At 28.8% G+C, this 18,109-nt stretch carries 19 protein-coding genes; 2 read left to right on the forward strand and 17 right to left on the reverse strand.

Annotated elements, in window-relative coordinates; all coding sequences use genetic code 11:
• The first annotated feature begins 59 nt into the window (after positions 1 to 59).
• On the forward strand, positions 60 to 749 hold the full coding sequence (trhA, locus tag bpuSUM_RS00585; protein ID WP_247065287.1) for a PAQR family membrane homeostasis protein TrhA: 690 nt from the start codon (positions 60 to 62) through the stop codon (positions 747 to 749).
• Positions 750 to 790: 41 nt separating this feature from the next.
• Here the strand turns inward: trhA and rseP are convergent, their stop codons facing one another.
• The 17 genes from rseP to bpuSUM_RS00665 are packed head-to-tail and all read right to left on the reverse strand — an operon-like array spanning position 791 to position 16,763.
• Positions 791 to 2,071, reverse strand: coding sequence for an RIP metalloprotease RseP (gene rseP, locus bpuSUM_RS00590; RefSeq protein ID WP_247065289.1), 1,281 nt, complete (start codon positions 2,069 to 2,071; stop codon positions 791 to 793).
• A 16-nt stretch (positions 2,072 to 2,087) separates the two neighbouring features.
• On the reverse strand, positions 2,088 to 2,993 hold the full coding sequence (locus bpuSUM_RS00595; RefSeq protein WP_247066203.1) for a phosphatidate cytidylyltransferase: 906 nt from the start codon (positions 2,991 to 2,993) through the stop codon (positions 2,088 to 2,090).
• Positions 2,941 to 3,633: a polyprenyl diphosphate synthase gene (uppS, locus tag bpuSUM_RS00600; protein ID WP_247065291.1), complete on the reverse strand. Its 693-nt coding sequence runs from the start codon at positions 3,631 to 3,633 to the stop codon at positions 2,941 to 2,943. Before uppS ends, bpuSUM_RS00595 begins: the two co-directional genes overlap by 53 nt.
• Before the next feature lie 4 nt (positions 3,634 to 3,637).
• Positions 3,638 to 4,192, reverse strand: coding sequence for a ribosome recycling factor (gene frr, locus bpuSUM_RS00605; protein WP_247065293.1), 555 nt, complete (start codon positions 4,190 to 4,192; stop codon positions 3,638 to 3,640).
• A 35-nt stretch (positions 4,193 to 4,227) separates the two neighbouring features.
• Positions 4,228 to 5,064, reverse strand: coding sequence for a translation elongation factor Ts (gene tsf / locus bpuSUM_RS00610; RefSeq protein WP_247065295.1), 837 nt, complete (start codon positions 5,062 to 5,064; stop codon positions 4,228 to 4,230).
• Positions 5,065 to 5,081: 17 nt separating this feature from the next.
• The gene (gene rpsB, locus bpuSUM_RS00615; RefSeq protein WP_247065297.1) at positions 5,082 to 5,846 is read right to left on the reverse strand and encodes a 30S ribosomal protein S2; all 765 of its coding nucleotides are present in this window, start codon (positions 5,844 to 5,846) and stop codon (positions 5,082 to 5,084) included.
• A gap of 39 nt (positions 5,847 to 5,885) precedes the next feature.
• Complete coding sequence (locus bpuSUM_RS00620; protein WP_247065299.1) at positions 5,886 to 6,503, reverse strand: Maf family protein; 618 nt, start codon at positions 6,501 to 6,503, stop codon at positions 5,886 to 5,888.
• Positions 6,475 to 6,753: a hypothetical protein gene (locus tag bpuSUM_RS09935; protein WP_347343286.1), complete on the reverse strand. Its 279-nt coding sequence runs from the start codon at positions 6,751 to 6,753 to the stop codon at positions 6,475 to 6,477. The genes bpuSUM_RS00620 and bpuSUM_RS09935 overlap by 29 nt, the downstream gene beginning before the upstream one ends.
• A 14-nt stretch (positions 6,754 to 6,767) precedes the next feature.
• Positions 6,768 to 7,511, reverse strand: a complete 744-nt coding sequence (locus bpuSUM_RS00625; protein WP_247065301.1) for a hypothetical protein — start codon at positions 7,509 to 7,511, stop codon at positions 6,768 to 6,770.
• Between the two features lie 48 nt (positions 7,512 to 7,559).
• Positions 7,560 to 8,162 carry a tetratricopeptide repeat protein gene (locus tag bpuSUM_RS00630; protein ID WP_247065303.1) on the reverse strand — a complete coding sequence of 201 codons (603 nt, stop codon included), beginning with the start codon at positions 8,160 to 8,162 and terminating at the stop codon, positions 7,560 to 7,562.
• Positions 8,155 to 9,816 (reverse strand): 30S ribosomal protein S1, encoded by a 1,662-nt coding sequence (locus bpuSUM_RS00635; protein ID WP_247065305.1) that lies wholly within the window; start codon positions 9,814 to 9,816, stop codon positions 8,155 to 8,157. The genes bpuSUM_RS00630 and bpuSUM_RS00635 overlap by 8 nt, the downstream gene beginning before the upstream one ends.
• 13 nt (positions 9,817 to 9,829) lie before the next feature.
• Positions 9,830 to 10,486: a (d)CMP kinase gene (gene cmk / locus bpuSUM_RS00640; protein ID WP_247065307.1), complete on the reverse strand. Its 657-nt coding sequence runs from the start codon at positions 10,484 to 10,486 to the stop codon at positions 9,830 to 9,832.
• On the reverse strand, positions 10,487 to 11,230 hold the full coding sequence (locus bpuSUM_RS00645) for a pseudouridine synthase (protein WP_430644639.1): 744 nt from the start codon (positions 11,228 to 11,230) through the stop codon (positions 10,487 to 10,489).
• Positions 11,202 to 11,975: a hypothetical protein gene (locus tag bpuSUM_RS00650; RefSeq protein ID WP_247065309.1), complete on the reverse strand. Its 774-nt coding sequence runs from the start codon at positions 11,973 to 11,975 to the stop codon at positions 11,202 to 11,204. Before bpuSUM_RS00650 ends, bpuSUM_RS00645 begins: the two co-directional genes overlap by 29 nt.
• A gap of 1 nt (position 11,976) precedes the next feature.
• Positions 11,977 to 13,068: a recombinase RecA gene (gene recA / locus bpuSUM_RS00655; protein WP_247065311.1), complete on the reverse strand. Its 1,092-nt coding sequence runs from the start codon at positions 13,066 to 13,068 to the stop codon at positions 11,977 to 11,979.
• Positions 13,069 to 13,078: 10 nt separating this feature from the next.
• Positions 13,079 to 15,781 (reverse strand): transcription elongation factor GreA, encoded by a 2,703-nt coding sequence (gene greA / locus bpuSUM_RS00660; RefSeq protein ID WP_247065313.1) that lies wholly within the window; start codon positions 15,779 to 15,781, stop codon positions 13,079 to 13,081.
• Between the two features lie 37 nt (positions 15,782 to 15,818).
• On the reverse strand, positions 15,819 to 16,763 hold the full coding sequence (locus bpuSUM_RS00665) for a tetratricopeptide repeat protein (RefSeq protein ID WP_247065315.1): 945 nt from the start codon (positions 16,761 to 16,763) through the stop codon (positions 15,819 to 15,821).
• Between the two features lie 186 nt (positions 16,764 to 16,949).
• Here bpuSUM_RS00665 and bpuSUM_RS00670 point away from each other — a divergent pair, with 186 nt between their 5' ends.
• Positions 16,950 to 18,089, forward strand: coding sequence for a tetratricopeptide repeat protein (locus bpuSUM_RS00670; protein ID WP_247066205.1), 1,140 nt, complete (start codon positions 16,950 to 16,952; stop codon positions 18,087 to 18,089).
• Positions 18,090 to 18,109: the final 20 nt, after the last annotated feature.

Here is an 18,109-nt window from a genome sequence, read left to right on the forward strand (position 1 = left end):
GAACAAATGCATGTTCTAAAAATAAAAAAAATAAAAAGCACAAAGGGAAGAATAGGTTTATGTTTGAAAAAGATAAAAAATACACATCACATAATGAACCAATACCTAAGAATGAATTGTTTAGCTCAATATCTCACTTATTTGGCATTATTTTATCAATAATAGGAACAACAATTCTCATTACTCTATCAACTCATTCAAAAAAGTATCTCCATGCAGTATTATTTCTTATCTATGGTTCATCAATGACATTACTATATACGATGAGTACTCTTTATCATATTTTTACAAAAGGAAGCAAAATAAAACAACTCTTTAGAAAATTTGACCATATTTCAATATTTATATTGATAGCAGGAACATACACTCCACCATGTCTAATTCTCATGCCAAATGTTTATGGAAAAATAATCCTCATAACCGTTTGGGGATTTGCTATCCTAGGAATTATTTTTAAATCAATATACGTAAACAGTCCTGGATGGCTTAACGGATGCATATTTATACTTATGGGATGGAGCATCATATTCGGAATCAGACTCATTTATAACATTCTCCCTATACAAGGATTTTTATGGCTAGCACTTGGGGGTATTCTCTACACATTAGGGGGAATAGTTTACTCAACAAGCAAAAAACTTAATCCAATAGCAAATATGAGAATGCATGATCTTTTTCATATTGTAATATTATTTGCATCTTTTGCTCATTTTTGGTTCATGTTCAAATATGTACTCCCTATTAATTAAATATCAAATAAGATCTGCTTGAACAAAACAGCATAAATTGACTAAAGATTACGTAAATCATTAAAAAAACCTAATATAAAAAGACTTAACATCAACAAAATACCAAAAATATAAAAATAATAAATAACTTTCGCCCTAAATCGTTTCCCACGCAAGATTTCAATTAAACTAATAAGAATTTGACCTCCATCAAGCATTGGAATTACAACAAAAAATAAATTCATACCAGCAATAAGTAAATTAAAAATAGCAATAGTATTAAACCAAGATAATATTCCAACAGAAAAAGAATCAACAATAATGTTAATCATACCAACAGGTCCTGTAACATTTTTAGCATTATTCTTAAAATTAGTGAATAATGCAACAATGGAGTAAAGAATATGACCTAAAATATCTAAGACCTTATTAAAAGAATTTTTAATAGCAATCCCTAAATTATCTGACTTAACCACTCGCTCTAAACCAGGCAATAAATAAATTCCTAAGCTTTTATTAGTATCTTGAAACACCAACTTAGAAGTTAAAATCTCTCCATTTCTCTCATAATTAATATCCACAATGTTAGAATCAAGCTTTTCAATCAAATTATTTAGTTCCACATTATTATTTAAAATAATATCATTAATGCTTACTATCTTATCATTAGGTTTAAGACCGGCAACTTCAGCTGAAGAATTTGTTTTAACTTTAGAAACAATAAGATTTATCCAAGGACCAATTTCCTTTAAAAGCTTATCTAAGCTTGTATAACCTTCAAAACTAATAGTCTTACTGTCCCTTAAAACTATGAAAGTTACTCTTGAATTTTTTAAAGGAACAACTTTATTTAAATCGGAAAAATATCTTACATCACTATTATTAACGCTTAAAATAATATCCCCATCTCTAAATTTACTCAAAACACTATCATTAATAACTACTATTTTATTAGAATAATCAGGATAAACAATACCTATCATTTCTATTGCAATAAAAACTATTAATGCAAAAATTAAATTAAAAAGAGGACCTGCAAAATATATTAATATTTTCTTAAAATTAGAAATACCAAAAATAGAATCTCTATCCGCTTCAAGCTGCCTATTTAATCTAAGCTCATTTTCTAAATGTTCAGCTCCTTTAAGCTTACAATATCCACCCAAAAAAATAGGAGAAAATCTATACTCTGTGTCTTTTATTTTAAATTTAAAAAGACTAGGGCCTATCCCTATAGAAAAAACTTCAACCTTAACTTTAAAAAGTTTTGCAAAAAATAAATGACCTAATTCATGAATGAATATTATAAAGGTAAACGCCAAAATACTAAGAAAAATATACATCAATTACTCCCAAAAATTATGACAAATATAAATAAAATATAGGACCTGTCAAAAGATATGAATCAATTGAATCAAGAGCACCACCTCTACCAGGAATAATATTGCCAGAGTCTTTAACTCCTGCACTACGTTTAAGTCCAGATTCAAATAAATCACCAATAATAGTAAAAAATCCTATTAAGACACCAAAAATCATAGCTTCTCCATAAGTTAAATTTATCAACCCTAAACATACCACAACTATTGCAACAATAACAGAAAATAATATACCGCCTAAAAATCCCATTATCGTTTTATTGGGACTAATAATTGTAGGTCTATAACTATTTTTTCCCAAAAAATATCCAACAAGATAAGCAAAAGTATCATTACCACTAACCATAGAGAAAAGTATTAACAAAAGAATAGGTGCTCTTGGCAAAGTAGTAATAGCAACAACAAATGACATCAAAATACCCGGATATATAAGTATGAAAATTATCGAAGTTGCCTGAGATAAAAAATTAACAATTTCATTCTCTTTAATGAAAACCAAATTAACAATCCAGTTACTAAAAACTAAAGTTATAAACAAATAAAATATTATATTTATACCCAAATCAAAAACATTGAAATGTACATATGTCAACATTGGAGGAGCTATCCCTAAAAAGAAAGATAAAGTACTAGAAATGGAAGAAGATTTAACCTTAAGCAAATCATTAATTTCCTTTGCAGCAACTCCACTAAACATAAAAACTAAAATATTAATAAATAAATAATTATTGAACTCTAAAAATATTAAAAACAAAACTAAAGGAACAAAAAACAAAAATGTCCCCAGTCGTGCAATAAATGCTAATTTTTTAGACCTAAGATTAAATAAACTTTTATCTCCCAAAATTTCTCTTCCTATTCTTAAAACATTCCAAGTCGTTATCATAATGTGAAACGGAATACTCTGGCCACAAAACACTTGAAAAAACAAATTCACAATAAGCAATTCTCCATAAAAAAAAATTACTTATTCTCATGTCTCCACCAGTACGAATTAAAAGATCAAGATCACAAAGCTCAGGATTATCCAAAAATTTAGAAAACACAATTTCATCTAAAGCCTCAAATTGTAAACCACTTCCCAAAACTTTCTTAGTAGCTCTAACTATTTCATTTCGACCACCATAATTAATTGCCAAATTTAATACAAGCCCATCAAAATTTCTTGTAAAATCAATAGCATCGATGATTGACTTTCTTACTTCCTTACTTAAAGCTTCAATATCTCCTGATACTAGTATTTTTATATTATTTTTACTATAAAATTCAAACTCAGAACTTAAATAATCGGCAATCAAAAACATCAAATGCTCTATTTCAAATTTTGTCCTATTCCAATTCTCTGTAGAAAAAACATAGAGAGATAAATATCTTATGCCTAATTTAAGAGAATATTTAACTATTTCCTTAGCTCTCTTTAAGCCTTCTTTGTGTCCTTCAAACAATGACAGACCTCTTTTTAAAGCCCATCTTCTATTTCCATCCATGATGATCCCAACATGCATTGGAAGGGAATTATTATTCATAAATTTAAACTTCCATTATTTCTTTTGTTTTTACATCAAAAATCTCATCTATTTTCTTGATATAAGAATTAGTATCTCTTTGAATATCATCTAAAATCCGACGCAAATCATCTTCAGTAATCTGAGAATCTTTTTCTTGCTTCTTGACCTTATTATTTAATTCCTGCCTTACATTTCTGGCCGCAACCTTATATTCTTCCGCAATTTTTTTTGCCTGCTTTACTATTTCTCTACGTCTCTCAACAGTCAATACAGGTACTTTAATTCTAAGGACTGCCCCATCACTTGAAGGATTCATAGAAAGATCTGAATTAAGTATAGCCTGTTCTATTTTAGATAATAAGCTTTTATCCCAAGGCTGAATTACAATAAGCCTTGCCTCGGGAATACTAACATTGGCAACCCTAGTTAAAGGGGTTTTTTCTCCATAATAATCAACTAATATTTTATCAAAAAGAGAGCTATTTATCCTGCCCGTTCTTAAAGATCTATATTCACTCTCAAGAGATAAAAGAACTTTACCCATCTTTTCATCCAATAAAGCCTTATATTCCTCCATTCAAGCCTCCTTAAAATTAAAAAGATCATAAATAATTACCCAACACTTAAATATTTAAAATCTACTATCTCTATCTTCGTTAAAATTGCTTTAGAAATCTCTTCAATCTTTTCTTTAACGGTAAGCTTATCATCCTTTACAAATCCTTGTTCCAAGAGAGCAATTTCGCCCAAATGCTTTTTAAGTTTCCCAGATACTATTCCTTTAATTACAGCTTCAGGTTTACCACTAGCTTCCATCTGCTTTGTAAACAATTCTTCCTGTTCTTTAATATAATTAGGACAAATATCACCAACGCTTAAATAAAGCGGTGCAAAAGCTGCTACATGTAAAGCTAAATCCACTGCAAGATTATTTAAACTCTCATCTTCCATTTTTAAAATATCATCTACCTTTAATTTAATAAACACACCTATCTTAGATTGCTCTCCATGAAGATAATTTTTTAAAAGTTCATTAGATGCAATATTTGAAATATAAATCTTACTTACATGAATATTTTCCTTGATTGTGGCCGCTAAATTTTTAATTTCAAGCTCTTGATGCTCATCTAAAGAATCTTTACCACTTTCAACCAATTGTTTTATCAAAGAATTTCCAAAAGTCACAAAATCACTATTCATAGCAACAAAATCTGTTTCACACGAAATAAGCAAAAGACCCACTCTCTCTTTATTTACATAAGAAAATACTCGTCCCTCCTTAGCATCCCTACCACTTCTCTTATAAGCAGATGCAATACCCATCTCTCGAAGTTTTTTCTTAGCCAATTCAAAATCACCACCAACAGCATCTAATGCCTTCTTACAATCACCAAATCCAGCTCCAGTCGCATCTCTAAGTTTTTTTACCTCTTGAGGACTAATACTCATATTATTCTCCTTAAATTTTATAATTCTTTTTTTTCATTCTTAACTTCAATCTCACTCATTAAGTCTTCTTCATTCAAATTTTCAACTATCTGAATTCCAACCTCTTTATCACTCTCCAAAATAGCATCAGATATTATCTTAGTAAATAAAGCAACGGAACGAATTGCATCATCATTTCCAGGAATTGGACAGTCAATCACATCTGGATTACAATTTGTATCAACAACTGAAATTATAGGAATACCAAGCTTTCTAGCCTCATTAATCACTATTTGTTCCCTTTTAGGATCAATAATAAAAACGGCACCGGGAAGCTCTTCCATATCTTTAATTCCTGTCAAATTTTTAGATAATTTTAACTTTTCCCGATTAAGTTGAGAAACTTCCTTTTTACTAATCATCTCAAAAGTTCCATCTATTTCCATTTTTTCTAATTTTTTTAATTTCTGAACTGATTTTTTAATAGTATTAAAGTTTGAAAGCATTCCACCAAGCCATCTATTGTTAACATAAGGCATATCACTTCTTCTGGCTTCTTGTTCAATTATCTCACTTGCCTGCTTTTTAGTACCAACAAACAAGACCTTTTTACCACTTTTTATAACACTTTGAACAAGTTCATAAGAATCTTTAATACCTTGCAAAGTTTTTTGCAAATCCAAAATATGAATTTCATTTCTCTCTGAAAAGATAAACCTCTTCATTCTTGGATCAAGCCTTTTTACCTGATGTCCAAAATGAACTCCGGCCTCTAAAAGACTTTTCATAGTAATAACTGCCAAAATGACCTCCTAAATCCTTCGCTTTTACTCACTACTTACTTATATAGTGGAAATTACGTTTTCTCTAATAAGAATATCATAAAACAAACCAATTGGTAAGCCTATAATATTTGAATAACTACCATTAATATATTCAATCAAGATATCTGCAACACCATTTTTCAAACTTATACCCCCAGCTTTATCTTTCCAATGACCAAGTGAAATATAATGATAAACAATATCTGGTGTTAATTCCCTAAATTTAATAAATGAAACCTCACAGGCTTTAACTATTTTCTCTCTTCCTGGAATAAACACACAAAAACTAGTCTCAACCTCAATAAGCTTATGACTATATCCCATTATCTTACTAAAAGCTTCCTTTTCATCACTTAGTTTTCCAACATAAATCGAATCATTCTTTAACAAAGTATCAACAGTAATTAAACATTTATCCTTGCCATATTTCTCAATAGCATTAGTAAGTTTAAGAACCGCTATCCTCTTTGTAATACCAAATTCACCTGATTTCATTATTGAACCTTCATCAATATCAACACTAAGGGATAAAAATTTAATTTTCAAAGCCTCTAAAAACTCTGCTCTAGCAAAAGAATTTGATACAAGTGCAAGCTCAAAATTTTCTTTATAAATCATTTTTACTTCTCTCAGCAAATCCTAATAAAGATATCAAAATTATTGAACCAATAGCTGGGAACAAATAAAATAAAACATCCACTTGTCTATTATAATAATCGGAATAAAAAAGAGGTATAAAAAATAAAAATAAAATACTTCCTAAAAAACTTATCAAATAAATCAGCAAAAACCCAAATCTCAATATACCAAAAAAGACAACAAAAAAGCTTACCACAAAAGAAATAATAATATTAGTTAAAATTAAATGAAAAAAAAACGTTACCATGCACCCGCCTTTAACTAACTCGACAACTCAAAACCATGCAGACTCCCTAAATTTACAATAACACTATATAAATCATCTTCAATAACATTACCTACTGCCATAACAAAAATTACTAAATTATATTTAGGAGAAACATCTTTTGTAAAAAAGCTATCGCTAATATGACTAAGATCAAATGGCCTATCTGTACTCTTCGTGACTTTAGATTTTTTCAAAGCTTCAAAAAACTCCCTATACAAATCATTAACAACATAAGATCTATATGTCTTGATACTCCTAATAAGGGGTGCTGAAGGACTATTACCTTTCCTTATATTAATAAAAACCGAACCAGGAATACTTTTTCTCAAATTTTCAAAATTAAGTTCAAAATATAAAGAAAAATTTCCTTGAATCCAGCTTTTATCTAATTTCAAAGTCGGAGTTCCTGAAAAACGATCATCATCCAAATTAATTTTATAAAATCCCCTTTTATTAAACTCATTAATATTATTAAAAACACTCTTTAAAGCATTAAAATCTTCTTTAACACTTTTTGCAAAATCCCTAAAATAGTAATTTGATCCTTCTGGATAAAATTTATAATATATATCAAAACCCCTAACCCTAGAATTTTGATCCTTACCAAAATACCAAGAAGGCAATGCAAAAGCAAGAGTATCTCTGGAAGCTCTACTATCAATAACCAAAGGAGAATCGACTATGATAATATCCTCAAGACCACAATCAACTACTAATAAAAAAACAATTAAAAACATAATATTATTATCAAATTTTTTCATACTAAAACAAAAAAACAAATTAAATCATCTAAACTGCAAAAGCTTATTCTTGGCAATATTAACATATAAGTTATTTTCATAAGAAAAATTAGCAATCTCTGAGTATATATCAATAGCCAATTTTTTATCTCTAGTTTCACTTAATACTGCCTTACCAAGCAGAGCTCTAATTTTAATAAAATCTAATTTGGTTTGCTTAATCAGTTTATCATATATGATTAAAGCATTATCCACCTGCCCCATTTTTTCGTAAATCACAGCTTTATTAAGATAGGCAAGTTCTCTTTCAATCCATTTTGAATCAATAACAATATCTAAATCCTCAAGAGCTTCTTTGTATAAACCTTTACTTTGAAAATAAGTAGATCGGACAAGATAAAACCGTGAAAGAAATTCATAAGCAACATCGTTTCTCTTATTTATAGACTCTTCTATCTTAGACTCCAATTCTATCTTCTCTTCAATATTTTTTGCTCTTAAATAAAGATTTAAATCCCTCTCAAGATTTTCTACTACTTCCCCTCCTGCCTTCACATAATCTACATCCATAGAACTATAAAAACAAATAACAATTCCCACAAAAACAATAACTGCCAAAATACCTATAAAAAATTTATTTTTAAACATTAGCATTCCTCTTTAACAGATTTGCAAATGGTTTATAAGATTCTTCATCATCTTCCTTAAACAAATAAGAAGAAATTTCTTCGCTTGATTTTTGCTCTTTATACGCCCTATAAGAAAGCAAAACTAATCTGTTTTTAAAATCAATATTGGTGATTATAACTTTAAGTTTGTCTCCAATATTCAAATTTTCAAAAGTCTCCAAACTGGACTCTTTTGTATCTCCAAGTTGTATTTTACTAATAAATCCCATTATTTTACCATAAACTCTTACCTGAACTCCCTTTGACTTCTTCTCCACAATTTCAACTTCAAGAGTATCACCTTTCTTATAGCTCTTAGAAAAATCATCCCAAGGATTCTCTTCCAACTGTTTAATTCCTAACTTAATATTTTGCTTCTTTGCATCAAATTCAATTACTTTCCCACTAATTGAACTTCCTAATTTAAAGTATTCCTCAGGATTAACTTCGTCAATCCAAGAAATATCAAATTTACTAATATATGCGTCTATACCTTCTTCAATGCTCACAAAAGCTCCCGTCTTTGTAATATTTTTAACAACCCCCTGAACAACTTTACCAACAGCACACCTTTGAACCAAATTATTCCATGGATTTTCATTAACTTGCTTAATACCTAAAGATATTTTTTGATTTTCCTTGTCTATCTCCAAAATCTTAACTTCTACGATTTGACCAACTTTAACTAATTCCTGAGGACTTTTTATAACCCTTACCCAAGAAAAATTACTTATATGAATAAATCCTGATATCTCACTATCAAGCTCAACTACAGCACCAAAAGGTAATATTTTGACAACTTTGCCCTTTACAATACTTTCAACCTTATATTTAGACTCAATAGAATCCCAAGGATTTGTCTTCAACGCCTTAAGAGATAACTCCATCTTTACTGAATTTACATTTAATTTAATGATTTTCAATCTTAACTTATCACCAACACGAATAAAATCTTCAATATTCTCAACACGATTAAATGCAATATTCCTTTTATGCAATATTCCTAAAACAAGATTTTTAACCTTTATAATAGCACTATAATCTGTAATTCTCTCAACAACACCATCAACTATATCCCCCTCATTATAAGAACTAACAAGTTCTTTTTTCTTTAAAAACTCTCTCTCTCTCTCCAAAGTTCGTCTATCAAGAATAAGCCTAAGGCCATCCGTTTTATCTGCCTGAATAACATAAAACTCAACCACTAAACCTCTTTTTAATTTTTCATCTCTAAATTTAGAACTCAAATAAGATGGCATAAATCCAATAACATTTTCATTAATCTGAACTTTATAACCACTTGAAAGTTCAACTAAAATCTTGCCTTTAAGTACCTTTCTATTCGAAATATACTCATCGATCTTATCTTGCAAATTTAGAGAATCAAGCTTTGCAACACTAAGAACTAACCCTAATTCTCCTCCTACTTTTGTAACTATTGCATCAAGCTTATCTCCAATACTTGGAATGGTTTCAAATTCATCGATTCTAATAAAACCTTCAGACTTATAACCAATATCTACAAGCACATAATCTTTCATGACATTTATAACAACACCAGAAACACTACTACCTAGTTCTACTTTTGCAAGAACCTTTAGATAATTTTCTTGTAAATCTTCTTGATTTTCCATCCTCACCTCTCTATCACTTTTTTTTCAAATTAAACGTCTTTATGATAACATTACATACATCATCTAAGCATTTATAGCTCGTATCAATATAAAACACTTCCTTATCCAATTTCAATTTACCATACTCTTTATTTTGATCAATTTCATCCCGTCTCTCTAGTGCTTGCTCTAACTCATTTAAAGTTATATAATCACTCCTTTGATTATACCGTCTTAAAGCCCGCACTTTAACAGAAGCATCAAGATAAATCTTGACCTCAGCTTCTGGAAATACTACAGTAGTAATATCCCTACCCTCTATTATATAATTATCATCCTCTAATTTAACTATTTCTCTTAATTTTTTATTAACAATATTTCTAACACCTATATAAGAAGAATAAAGAGAAACTTGAAAATCTATTCTTTCATTTAAAATATGACTTATAACATTTATACCATTAAGCAAAAAATCAACACCATTAAATTTGATATCATTTTGTGATACAAGTTCCAAAATTTTACTCTCACTAAGCAAATCATATTCGTTTAGTGAAAACCTTTGAGCAATCAAAGTTATTATCCTATAAAAATAACCAGAGCTAATAAACTTAAAACCTAATCTTACCCCCAATGCTTTTGCAATCGAGCTTTTACCCGAAGCTGACGGGCCATCAATTGCTATTACCATTTAATATTCTCCCAAAATTTGTGTCTTGAATTTATTAATCTTAGCTAAAGACAAAACCTTAATTTGCCCTTCTTTTAAATCATCCAATTTAATATTACCTATTCTAATTCTGTGAATTTTCTTTAAAAAAATATTCTTACTTAAAAAAACTTTTCGAATCTCCCTATTTTTACCTTCCGTTAAAACTAACTTAACAGAAGTATTGCTAAGCATTACATAAGATTTCAACTTAAAGATTTCCCTTCCTATCTTTATTCCATGTTTAAAATTAATAAGCAAATTCTCATTAACAGCCCTTTTTGACTCAACAATATATTCTTTTTCAACCTTACTCCTTGGATGAACAATATTATTTGCAAACTGACCATCATTAGTAAAAAGTAAAATCCCAGAACTCTTAAAATCAAGTCTACCAATTGAAAATAAACGTTCTTTAAACAAAGGCTGAACTAAAGATATTGCCAACTGTCTCCCCTCTGGATCAAAATTAGAACACAAGTAATTTTTAGGCTTATGAAGGGCTATATAAATCTTATTTTCAACTTTACAATCCCTAAAAACAAATACTTGTTTTCTACACTCCACTCTATCGCCTAAGAACACCTTATCTCCAAGCTTTGCAAGGGTATTGTTTATTCTAACAGAATTCTTTCTTATAAGATCTTCACAAAATCTCCTAGAGCCCACACCTTTCTCTGCCAAAAAAACATGAACTCTAAGCCCTTTGCTGTTTGTATTCGTCAATACTTGTTCCCTTTCTTAAAACCAATTTATCATTTACGTAAACTAAATCTATAATATTTGACATTTTATATTCAAGAACGATTAAAAAATAACAAAATCTCTCAAAAAAGTAAAACTTATCATCAAAATTTAATAAAAATTCAAAAATAAAATTATCCTCCTTGGTTAAAAGAGAAATAATTTTTGTTTTTTTATCAAAAATTTTAGCGTCATATATACCTAAAATAACATTGGATCTAAATTTAATATTACGTAAAATATTATCATGCTTTTTACTTATCCTACTGACTTTACTTTTAACCTTATTAATACCTATCATATAATTTTGAACATTATCCGCACTTTCAAAAAAAATACTATTTTCTCTCAAAAAAGAAAATGTAGATACATTTAAACACTTCTCATCTTTTAAATTTCGAGTTAAGGACTTGGACTTGGCATATTTTTCACTGAAATTTATCAATTTTTTAATCATCTCCCTTTCAACTAACTTCTTATCTTTTAATTTTACTGGATAAAAAATTTGTGTCTTTAAATAAAGCAAACTGGTTGAAAAAGAATAAAACTTAATTAAGTCTTTAACATCTATTTCAATACTCTCAGAAAATATCAAAAAATCTTCTACTATTTTATTTAAATTAAAAGTCTTTAAAATTTCTCTTTTATTTTTTATATAATCAAAGAAAATTTCTATTCCCCCTTTAAAATCATCACAAACAATTAAATAATCATCTAAATTTGTCATTCTATTCTTTATCTTTTTTAACATTAGGTAGTCCAATTTCAATAGAATCTAGACTTAAGCCTTCAAAAATTATCTTTCTAAGTTTAACCTCAAGTTCATTAGTAAGTTCTTTTTCTTTAATGAGATAAATAATAGCACTTTCTCTACCTTGTCCTAATTTATCATCTCCTATAGAATACCAAGAACCTATTTTTTGTATCAACTTATATTTAATCGAAGCATCTAATATGCTAGCTTCACGTGAAATACCTTTTCCAAAATAAATCACAAGCTCGATTTTACGAAAAGGAGGTGCTACTTTATTTTTCACAACCTTAACTCTTACCTTATTCCCAATAACATCATCTGCAGCACTCCCCGTTACCTGTTCAATTTTCCTAACCTCAAGACGAAGAGAAGAATAAAATTTTAAAGCATTTCCTCCAGTAGTAGTTTCTGGATTGCCAAACATTACACCGATTTTCATTCTTAGTTGATTGATAAACATAATACAAGTCTTAGACTTTGAAAGTATACCCGTAATCTTTCTTAAAGCCTTGCTCATTAATCTTGCTTGAAGCCCAATCTGACAATCACCCATTTCTCCATCAATCTCTGCTTGTGGCGTTAAAGCTGCAACAGAATCAACAACAATCAAATCAACTCCACCACTTCTAATTAAATATTCAGCAATCTCAAGAGCTTGTTCCCCAGTATCAGGTTGACTAAGCCAAAGTTCATCAATATTGACACCCAAAGCTTTTGCATAAACAGGATCAAGAGCATGTTCAGCATCAATAAAAGCTGCTATTCCACCATTTTTTTGAACTTCAGAAATTGCTTGAAGAGTTAAAGTGGTTTTTCCAGAAGATTCAGGGCCAAAAATTTCTATTATTCTTCCCCTTGGATATCCTCCAACACCAATTGCCTCATCAAGCAAAATAGAACCACTAGGTATGCTCTCTATGCCTTTACCCACAGGAGACTCTCCCATCTTAATAAGACTTCCTTTCCCAAAATCCTTCTCTATTTGAATTCTAGCAAGCTCAATGGCCTTTTCTCTATTTAATCTATCATTTAAAGAATCATCTATTTTATCTTTTAATTTCGACATTTTACCTCTTCTAATTAATTTTGGCAGGTTCTATCTTTTTAACATAGTATTGAAAATGAGTATCATTTATTACAAAATCAAGATTATCACCTTCTTTTGCATCTAACAAATTTTCTCCAAAAGGGGATTTATATGATATAATGCCTTCGTCAGGATTTGACTCCCAAGGTCCAAATATCAAATAAGACTCTTCCCTTTTTGTATCTTTATTAATCATAGTAACTTTTGTTCCAAACCCAACAACAAAGCTTTGAAGTTCTTTAGTGTCAATAACTTTTGCAACATCTATTTCTGACATAAGAGAATTTAATCTCTTTGTTAAAAACTGTTGTCTTTCCTTTGCAGAGTGATATTCTGCATTTTCTTTCAAATCACCAAGTTCACGGGCCTTCCCAATTTCTTTAGAATTTTCAGGTATTTCTACATCCTTTAAATACTGCAATTCCTTTTGCTTCTTACTAAGAGAACTTAAAATAGTTAAAAATCCTATCTCGACTTTATCCCCCGAAGATTGCATTTTCTCATCTTCAAATTCAAGATCAATAAACACACTTCTTATTGCAGTTTTAATATGTAAAAGATCCTTTGGGGGAAAATCTCTTATATAAAAACAAGTCATATATATTCTTTTGGCAAGCTCTTCATCCATGACATTATTTAAAACAATACTAAGATATTTATCCTTAATTAAAAGATTCATTACCATTTTATAAATTCTCTTGTTAGCGACAGAATTATTTTTATTATTAATCTTAACAACACTATCTGTTAAAATTTTGATCAAATTTATTAATAATTCTGAATCAGAATAATCTAAATCAAGCGAATACGAAGTATAATGCTTTAAAAGCCAAATATAAGCATCTTTATAAACTTTATAATTTTTTATGACATAGTTAAAAAGATCTGCTGTCTCTTTTATATCTTCTTTATAAAGAGAATCTATCAATTTTTTATTAACATAACAAGGAAAAAGCTGCTTATAATAAACAACCCAATCAACTAATTCATCCTTGATTAAGGATACCAACTCCTTTTTAATCTCCGCATTCAAGATTGAATCAAAAAGATCAACTATATCCTTGGGATACTCCCTTAAGAGAACCTCCAAACTAATATCTTTTTCAATATTAATCTTAAAAGCACCACCCCTCTCAGAATTTTTTAAAGATTTAAGTATTACATAAGAACTTATAACATAATGATCAACTTTTGCAAAATTATTAACATAAATCAAAAAGTAATTAAGCATTTCCTCTTCAACATGTAAATCCTTTACAACACTACCAGCGGTACAATAGTGCATAAAAATTTCATATCTTTTATAAAAATCCTTTTCTACTTTAAATTTATCATAAATCTTTTCATTAAAATTAGAAGCTCGCTCATTATATATATAACAATCGGCTTTTCCAGATGCCATAACAAAATGGGGATTATCTTTTAGAATTTGTTTAGCTTTTACACTCCAAGCATTCCACGCACTCTGAGTCATTAAGCTTGGAACAAGTTCTCTTTTTATCCCTTTAAGATCAATTGACTTATAGCTTTTAATAATTATCCTTAAGGCCCATTCAACATCTCTCTTCAGATTCTCTACAAGCTCTTCTTTTGGTTTAATCGCCTTTAAAACTCGAATATCTTCTTTCTTAAGAGGAGATAGTGCAGATATAGCCATATCAAAACTAATAAAATGTCTTCGTTTAGAAACAAAATCAACCACAATACCTTGTTCATTTACATCCTTAACTATTCCTACAAACCAGGTTTGATGATATACAAAATTACCCTTAGCAAAAAATAAATATTTCTCAAAATCAGAATAAACATCAATAAAATTTTTATCCAAATTTTCAAGATCAGACTTTTCAAGATATTCTTCAATATTTTTAACGTCTTTATATTTTTCTCTTAAAAAGAGAACTAAATTTTCTCTTGCTTTTTGATTTTTATTGTCAAGCTTTAAAATTCCCTTCAAAATCTCTATTGTCTCATCAATATTCTCACTTACAGAATAATGTTCATATAAATCTTCATAAAGAACAACAACCTTTTTAAATCCGAGCTCTTTCTCAACTTTTTGAAGTATAAGAAGAAAAGAATCAAAATCATCAGAAACATATCTGATCAATTTAGACCACACCTCTCTAATACCTGACATTTGTTTTTTATCGATAAAACGGTAAATAGCCTTTCTAAAAAAATATATTGATTTCTGCAAATCAATATTCTCATAATGCGTAGCAAGTTGCCTTACACATACAGTATCATCAACATCAGCTTCAACAATGCGCATCCAAATATCTGGAAGTTTATCATTCTCATTATTTTGCGAATATATCTTTGCAAGCGTATAGAGTGCATGCTTATTTTCAGAAGTTAAAAGCATCTTGTGACATATATGTTCAACAAGAGACCACTTCAAATTCTGTGAAAACAAGTCTACTACTGTAAGCAAACTCATATCATTAAGTGGCCTTCTACTATATATAAGCATGCCTGAAATATAAAGACCAGCAATACTTTTCTTTACATCCTTTAAATGTTTACCACAAATATCTAAAGCTTCTTCTGTTAAATTTTCAGAAATTATACTATCTATTAATTCATCCAATTCCCTTATCTTGGCAAGAGAATAATTATTAACAACTATCCTTGTCCATTTATCCTCCTGCAAGATATTATCTAATCTTTCTATAGTAATATTAGACATTTAACTCTCCTAATACCAATTTTATTAAAAAACCAATCTAATTAACATATTGCTGATATATTCCTATATCTATTTCCTTAATATAAGATAAAATTTCATCAATCCGAACACGATCTTCTTTTATCCTTACATAATGATCAATAAGCCAAAAATATTTATTAATAAGCCTTGGAAGTAATATACTCTCATTTATTGATCTATAAGACTTCTCCTTAAGCTCATTACGCAAACTATAAACAGACTGCTTTAAATGACCAAGTTCAATAGGTCTTAATTCTCTTTTTATATTAAAAACACCATTTAGTGCTCCATAAACAGGTATCCACTCCTTAACAAGAGTATCAGAAATATTTCTATCACTCTTAATAGCTTCTATTAATTTAAGTATCATCTCAGATTCAAGAGCATCTATATCTATCTTTTGGGGATTAATAAAAAAAGCCTCTCTAAATAATACCTTAGACTCCTTAATCTCATCAATAAGGGCATAAGAATCAGCAAGTTCAGCAACTACATCTGCATTATCTTTTGCATCTCCTAAAATCTGCAAAAAAACAGTTATGGCTCGCTCATAATTACCCATTCCCTTGTAAGACTTAGCAATTTTTATTAAAATATCTAAGTTCTCTGGCTGTAAATTATATATATTTTTATATATCTCTAAGCACAATTGAAATACAAAATACTTAATTGAGTTACGACCTTGAATAAAATCAAAATTCATCTTTTTTAAATATTTTCTAGCAAAATTATTCCATTCTCTTATTAAAAACTCAGCTTTCTCATAGTCTTTATCTATTCGATCAAGACTCTCAACTTGACCATTCCAATACACAGAACTTTTTAAAGCAGTTAAAATCTCAATATTATCAAAATCAAAAGAATGTGCTTCTTCTGATTTCATTAAAGCTGTCTTAAAATCACCTTTTCTGAAGCTTAAATAAATATCTTTGATTAATTCCGCGATTTTTTCTGATGACACATTCCTACCACTTTAAAATATGTATAAATCCCAAACGAGCTTATATAATTATAACATTAATAAATTTTTAGTCAAACCGGTCTTTTTAAAACAAAAAACAATATTTTATTTATTATTTTTTTAAGATAAAATTTATATATAAAACATAAAAAATAATATCATGAGGGTAACTTCAACTTTATGGCAATGGAACCTAATAAACTTATTAATAAATCTATTAATTATTATAACTCTCACAAATATTCAGACGTAGTAAAACTTTTAGAAAAGGAAATTTTCATTTATAAAAATTACTATTTTTATCATTACATTTTAGGAATGTCTTATCTTCGAATGGGAAATTTAGGAACTGCTCAAACATATCTAAAGAAAGCTTACACTTTAAATCCAACAGAACCAGATGTAAAGCAATCAATCGCAATACTATTAGCAGCTCAAGGCAAAGAAGATAAGGCTATACAAATATGGCTTAAAATGATAGAAGAGAATCAAGAAATACAACGATCAGAATTCTCCCTAGAAACCATTAGAAAAAATCCTATTCAAGGAGCACTATTCCTTAATAAAAACAAAATATATACCAAGCTATTTCCAGAAATCAAAGTAGCAACGGGACAAAATTTATCTAAATTAACAAGAACATTACTAACAATAGCAAGTCTTGCATTCTTATTGACAGCAATATTCTTACTCATACATTCAAAAGGAACAATTAAGCTGACATTAAATAACTCTAAAGTAAAAGAGAAAAAAGCTATTAACAATATTGCGGCATACATTGATGATATTAAAATAAATGACAAAGAAAAAATTGAAAACCATGAAGGACAATTTGTATTTATACTTACTGAAACTGAAATCAGAAATTCATTTCAAAAAATAAAAACTCACCTAAAGCAAGGCAAAGATAATTTTGCAAGAATTGAAATAAATAAAATATTAAATTCAAATGCATCAGAATCAATTAAACTTAAAGCTAAAAATCTTGCAAGTTTTATCTCAAGGCCTAATTTTATCACATTCGACGATTATTTAGTTCTAAAAGAAATCAAAAAAAATCCATTAATTTACTCAAATGTATATGTCAAATGGGAAGGAATTGCAAACAATATTGAAAAGAAAGACAACATAACTTACTTTGACTTTTACGTAGGATATAATAAAAATGCTCTTGAAGGCATTATAACAACAAAAACAACCTTTGATATTGATATCAATTTTAAAGATTACGTTGAAATACTAGGACAAATAGACTATGACTATAACACAAACATATTAACCCTAAATGCAATTACGATACGCAAGATAGAAAAACAAAAAAACTAATACTTAATAAGGAATCAAAG

This window comes from Borrelia puertoricensis (genome assembly GCF_023035875.1).
In the GTDB taxonomy this organism is placed as follows: domain Bacteria; phylum Spirochaetota; class Spirochaetia; order Borreliales; family Borreliaceae; genus Borrelia; species Borrelia puertoricensis.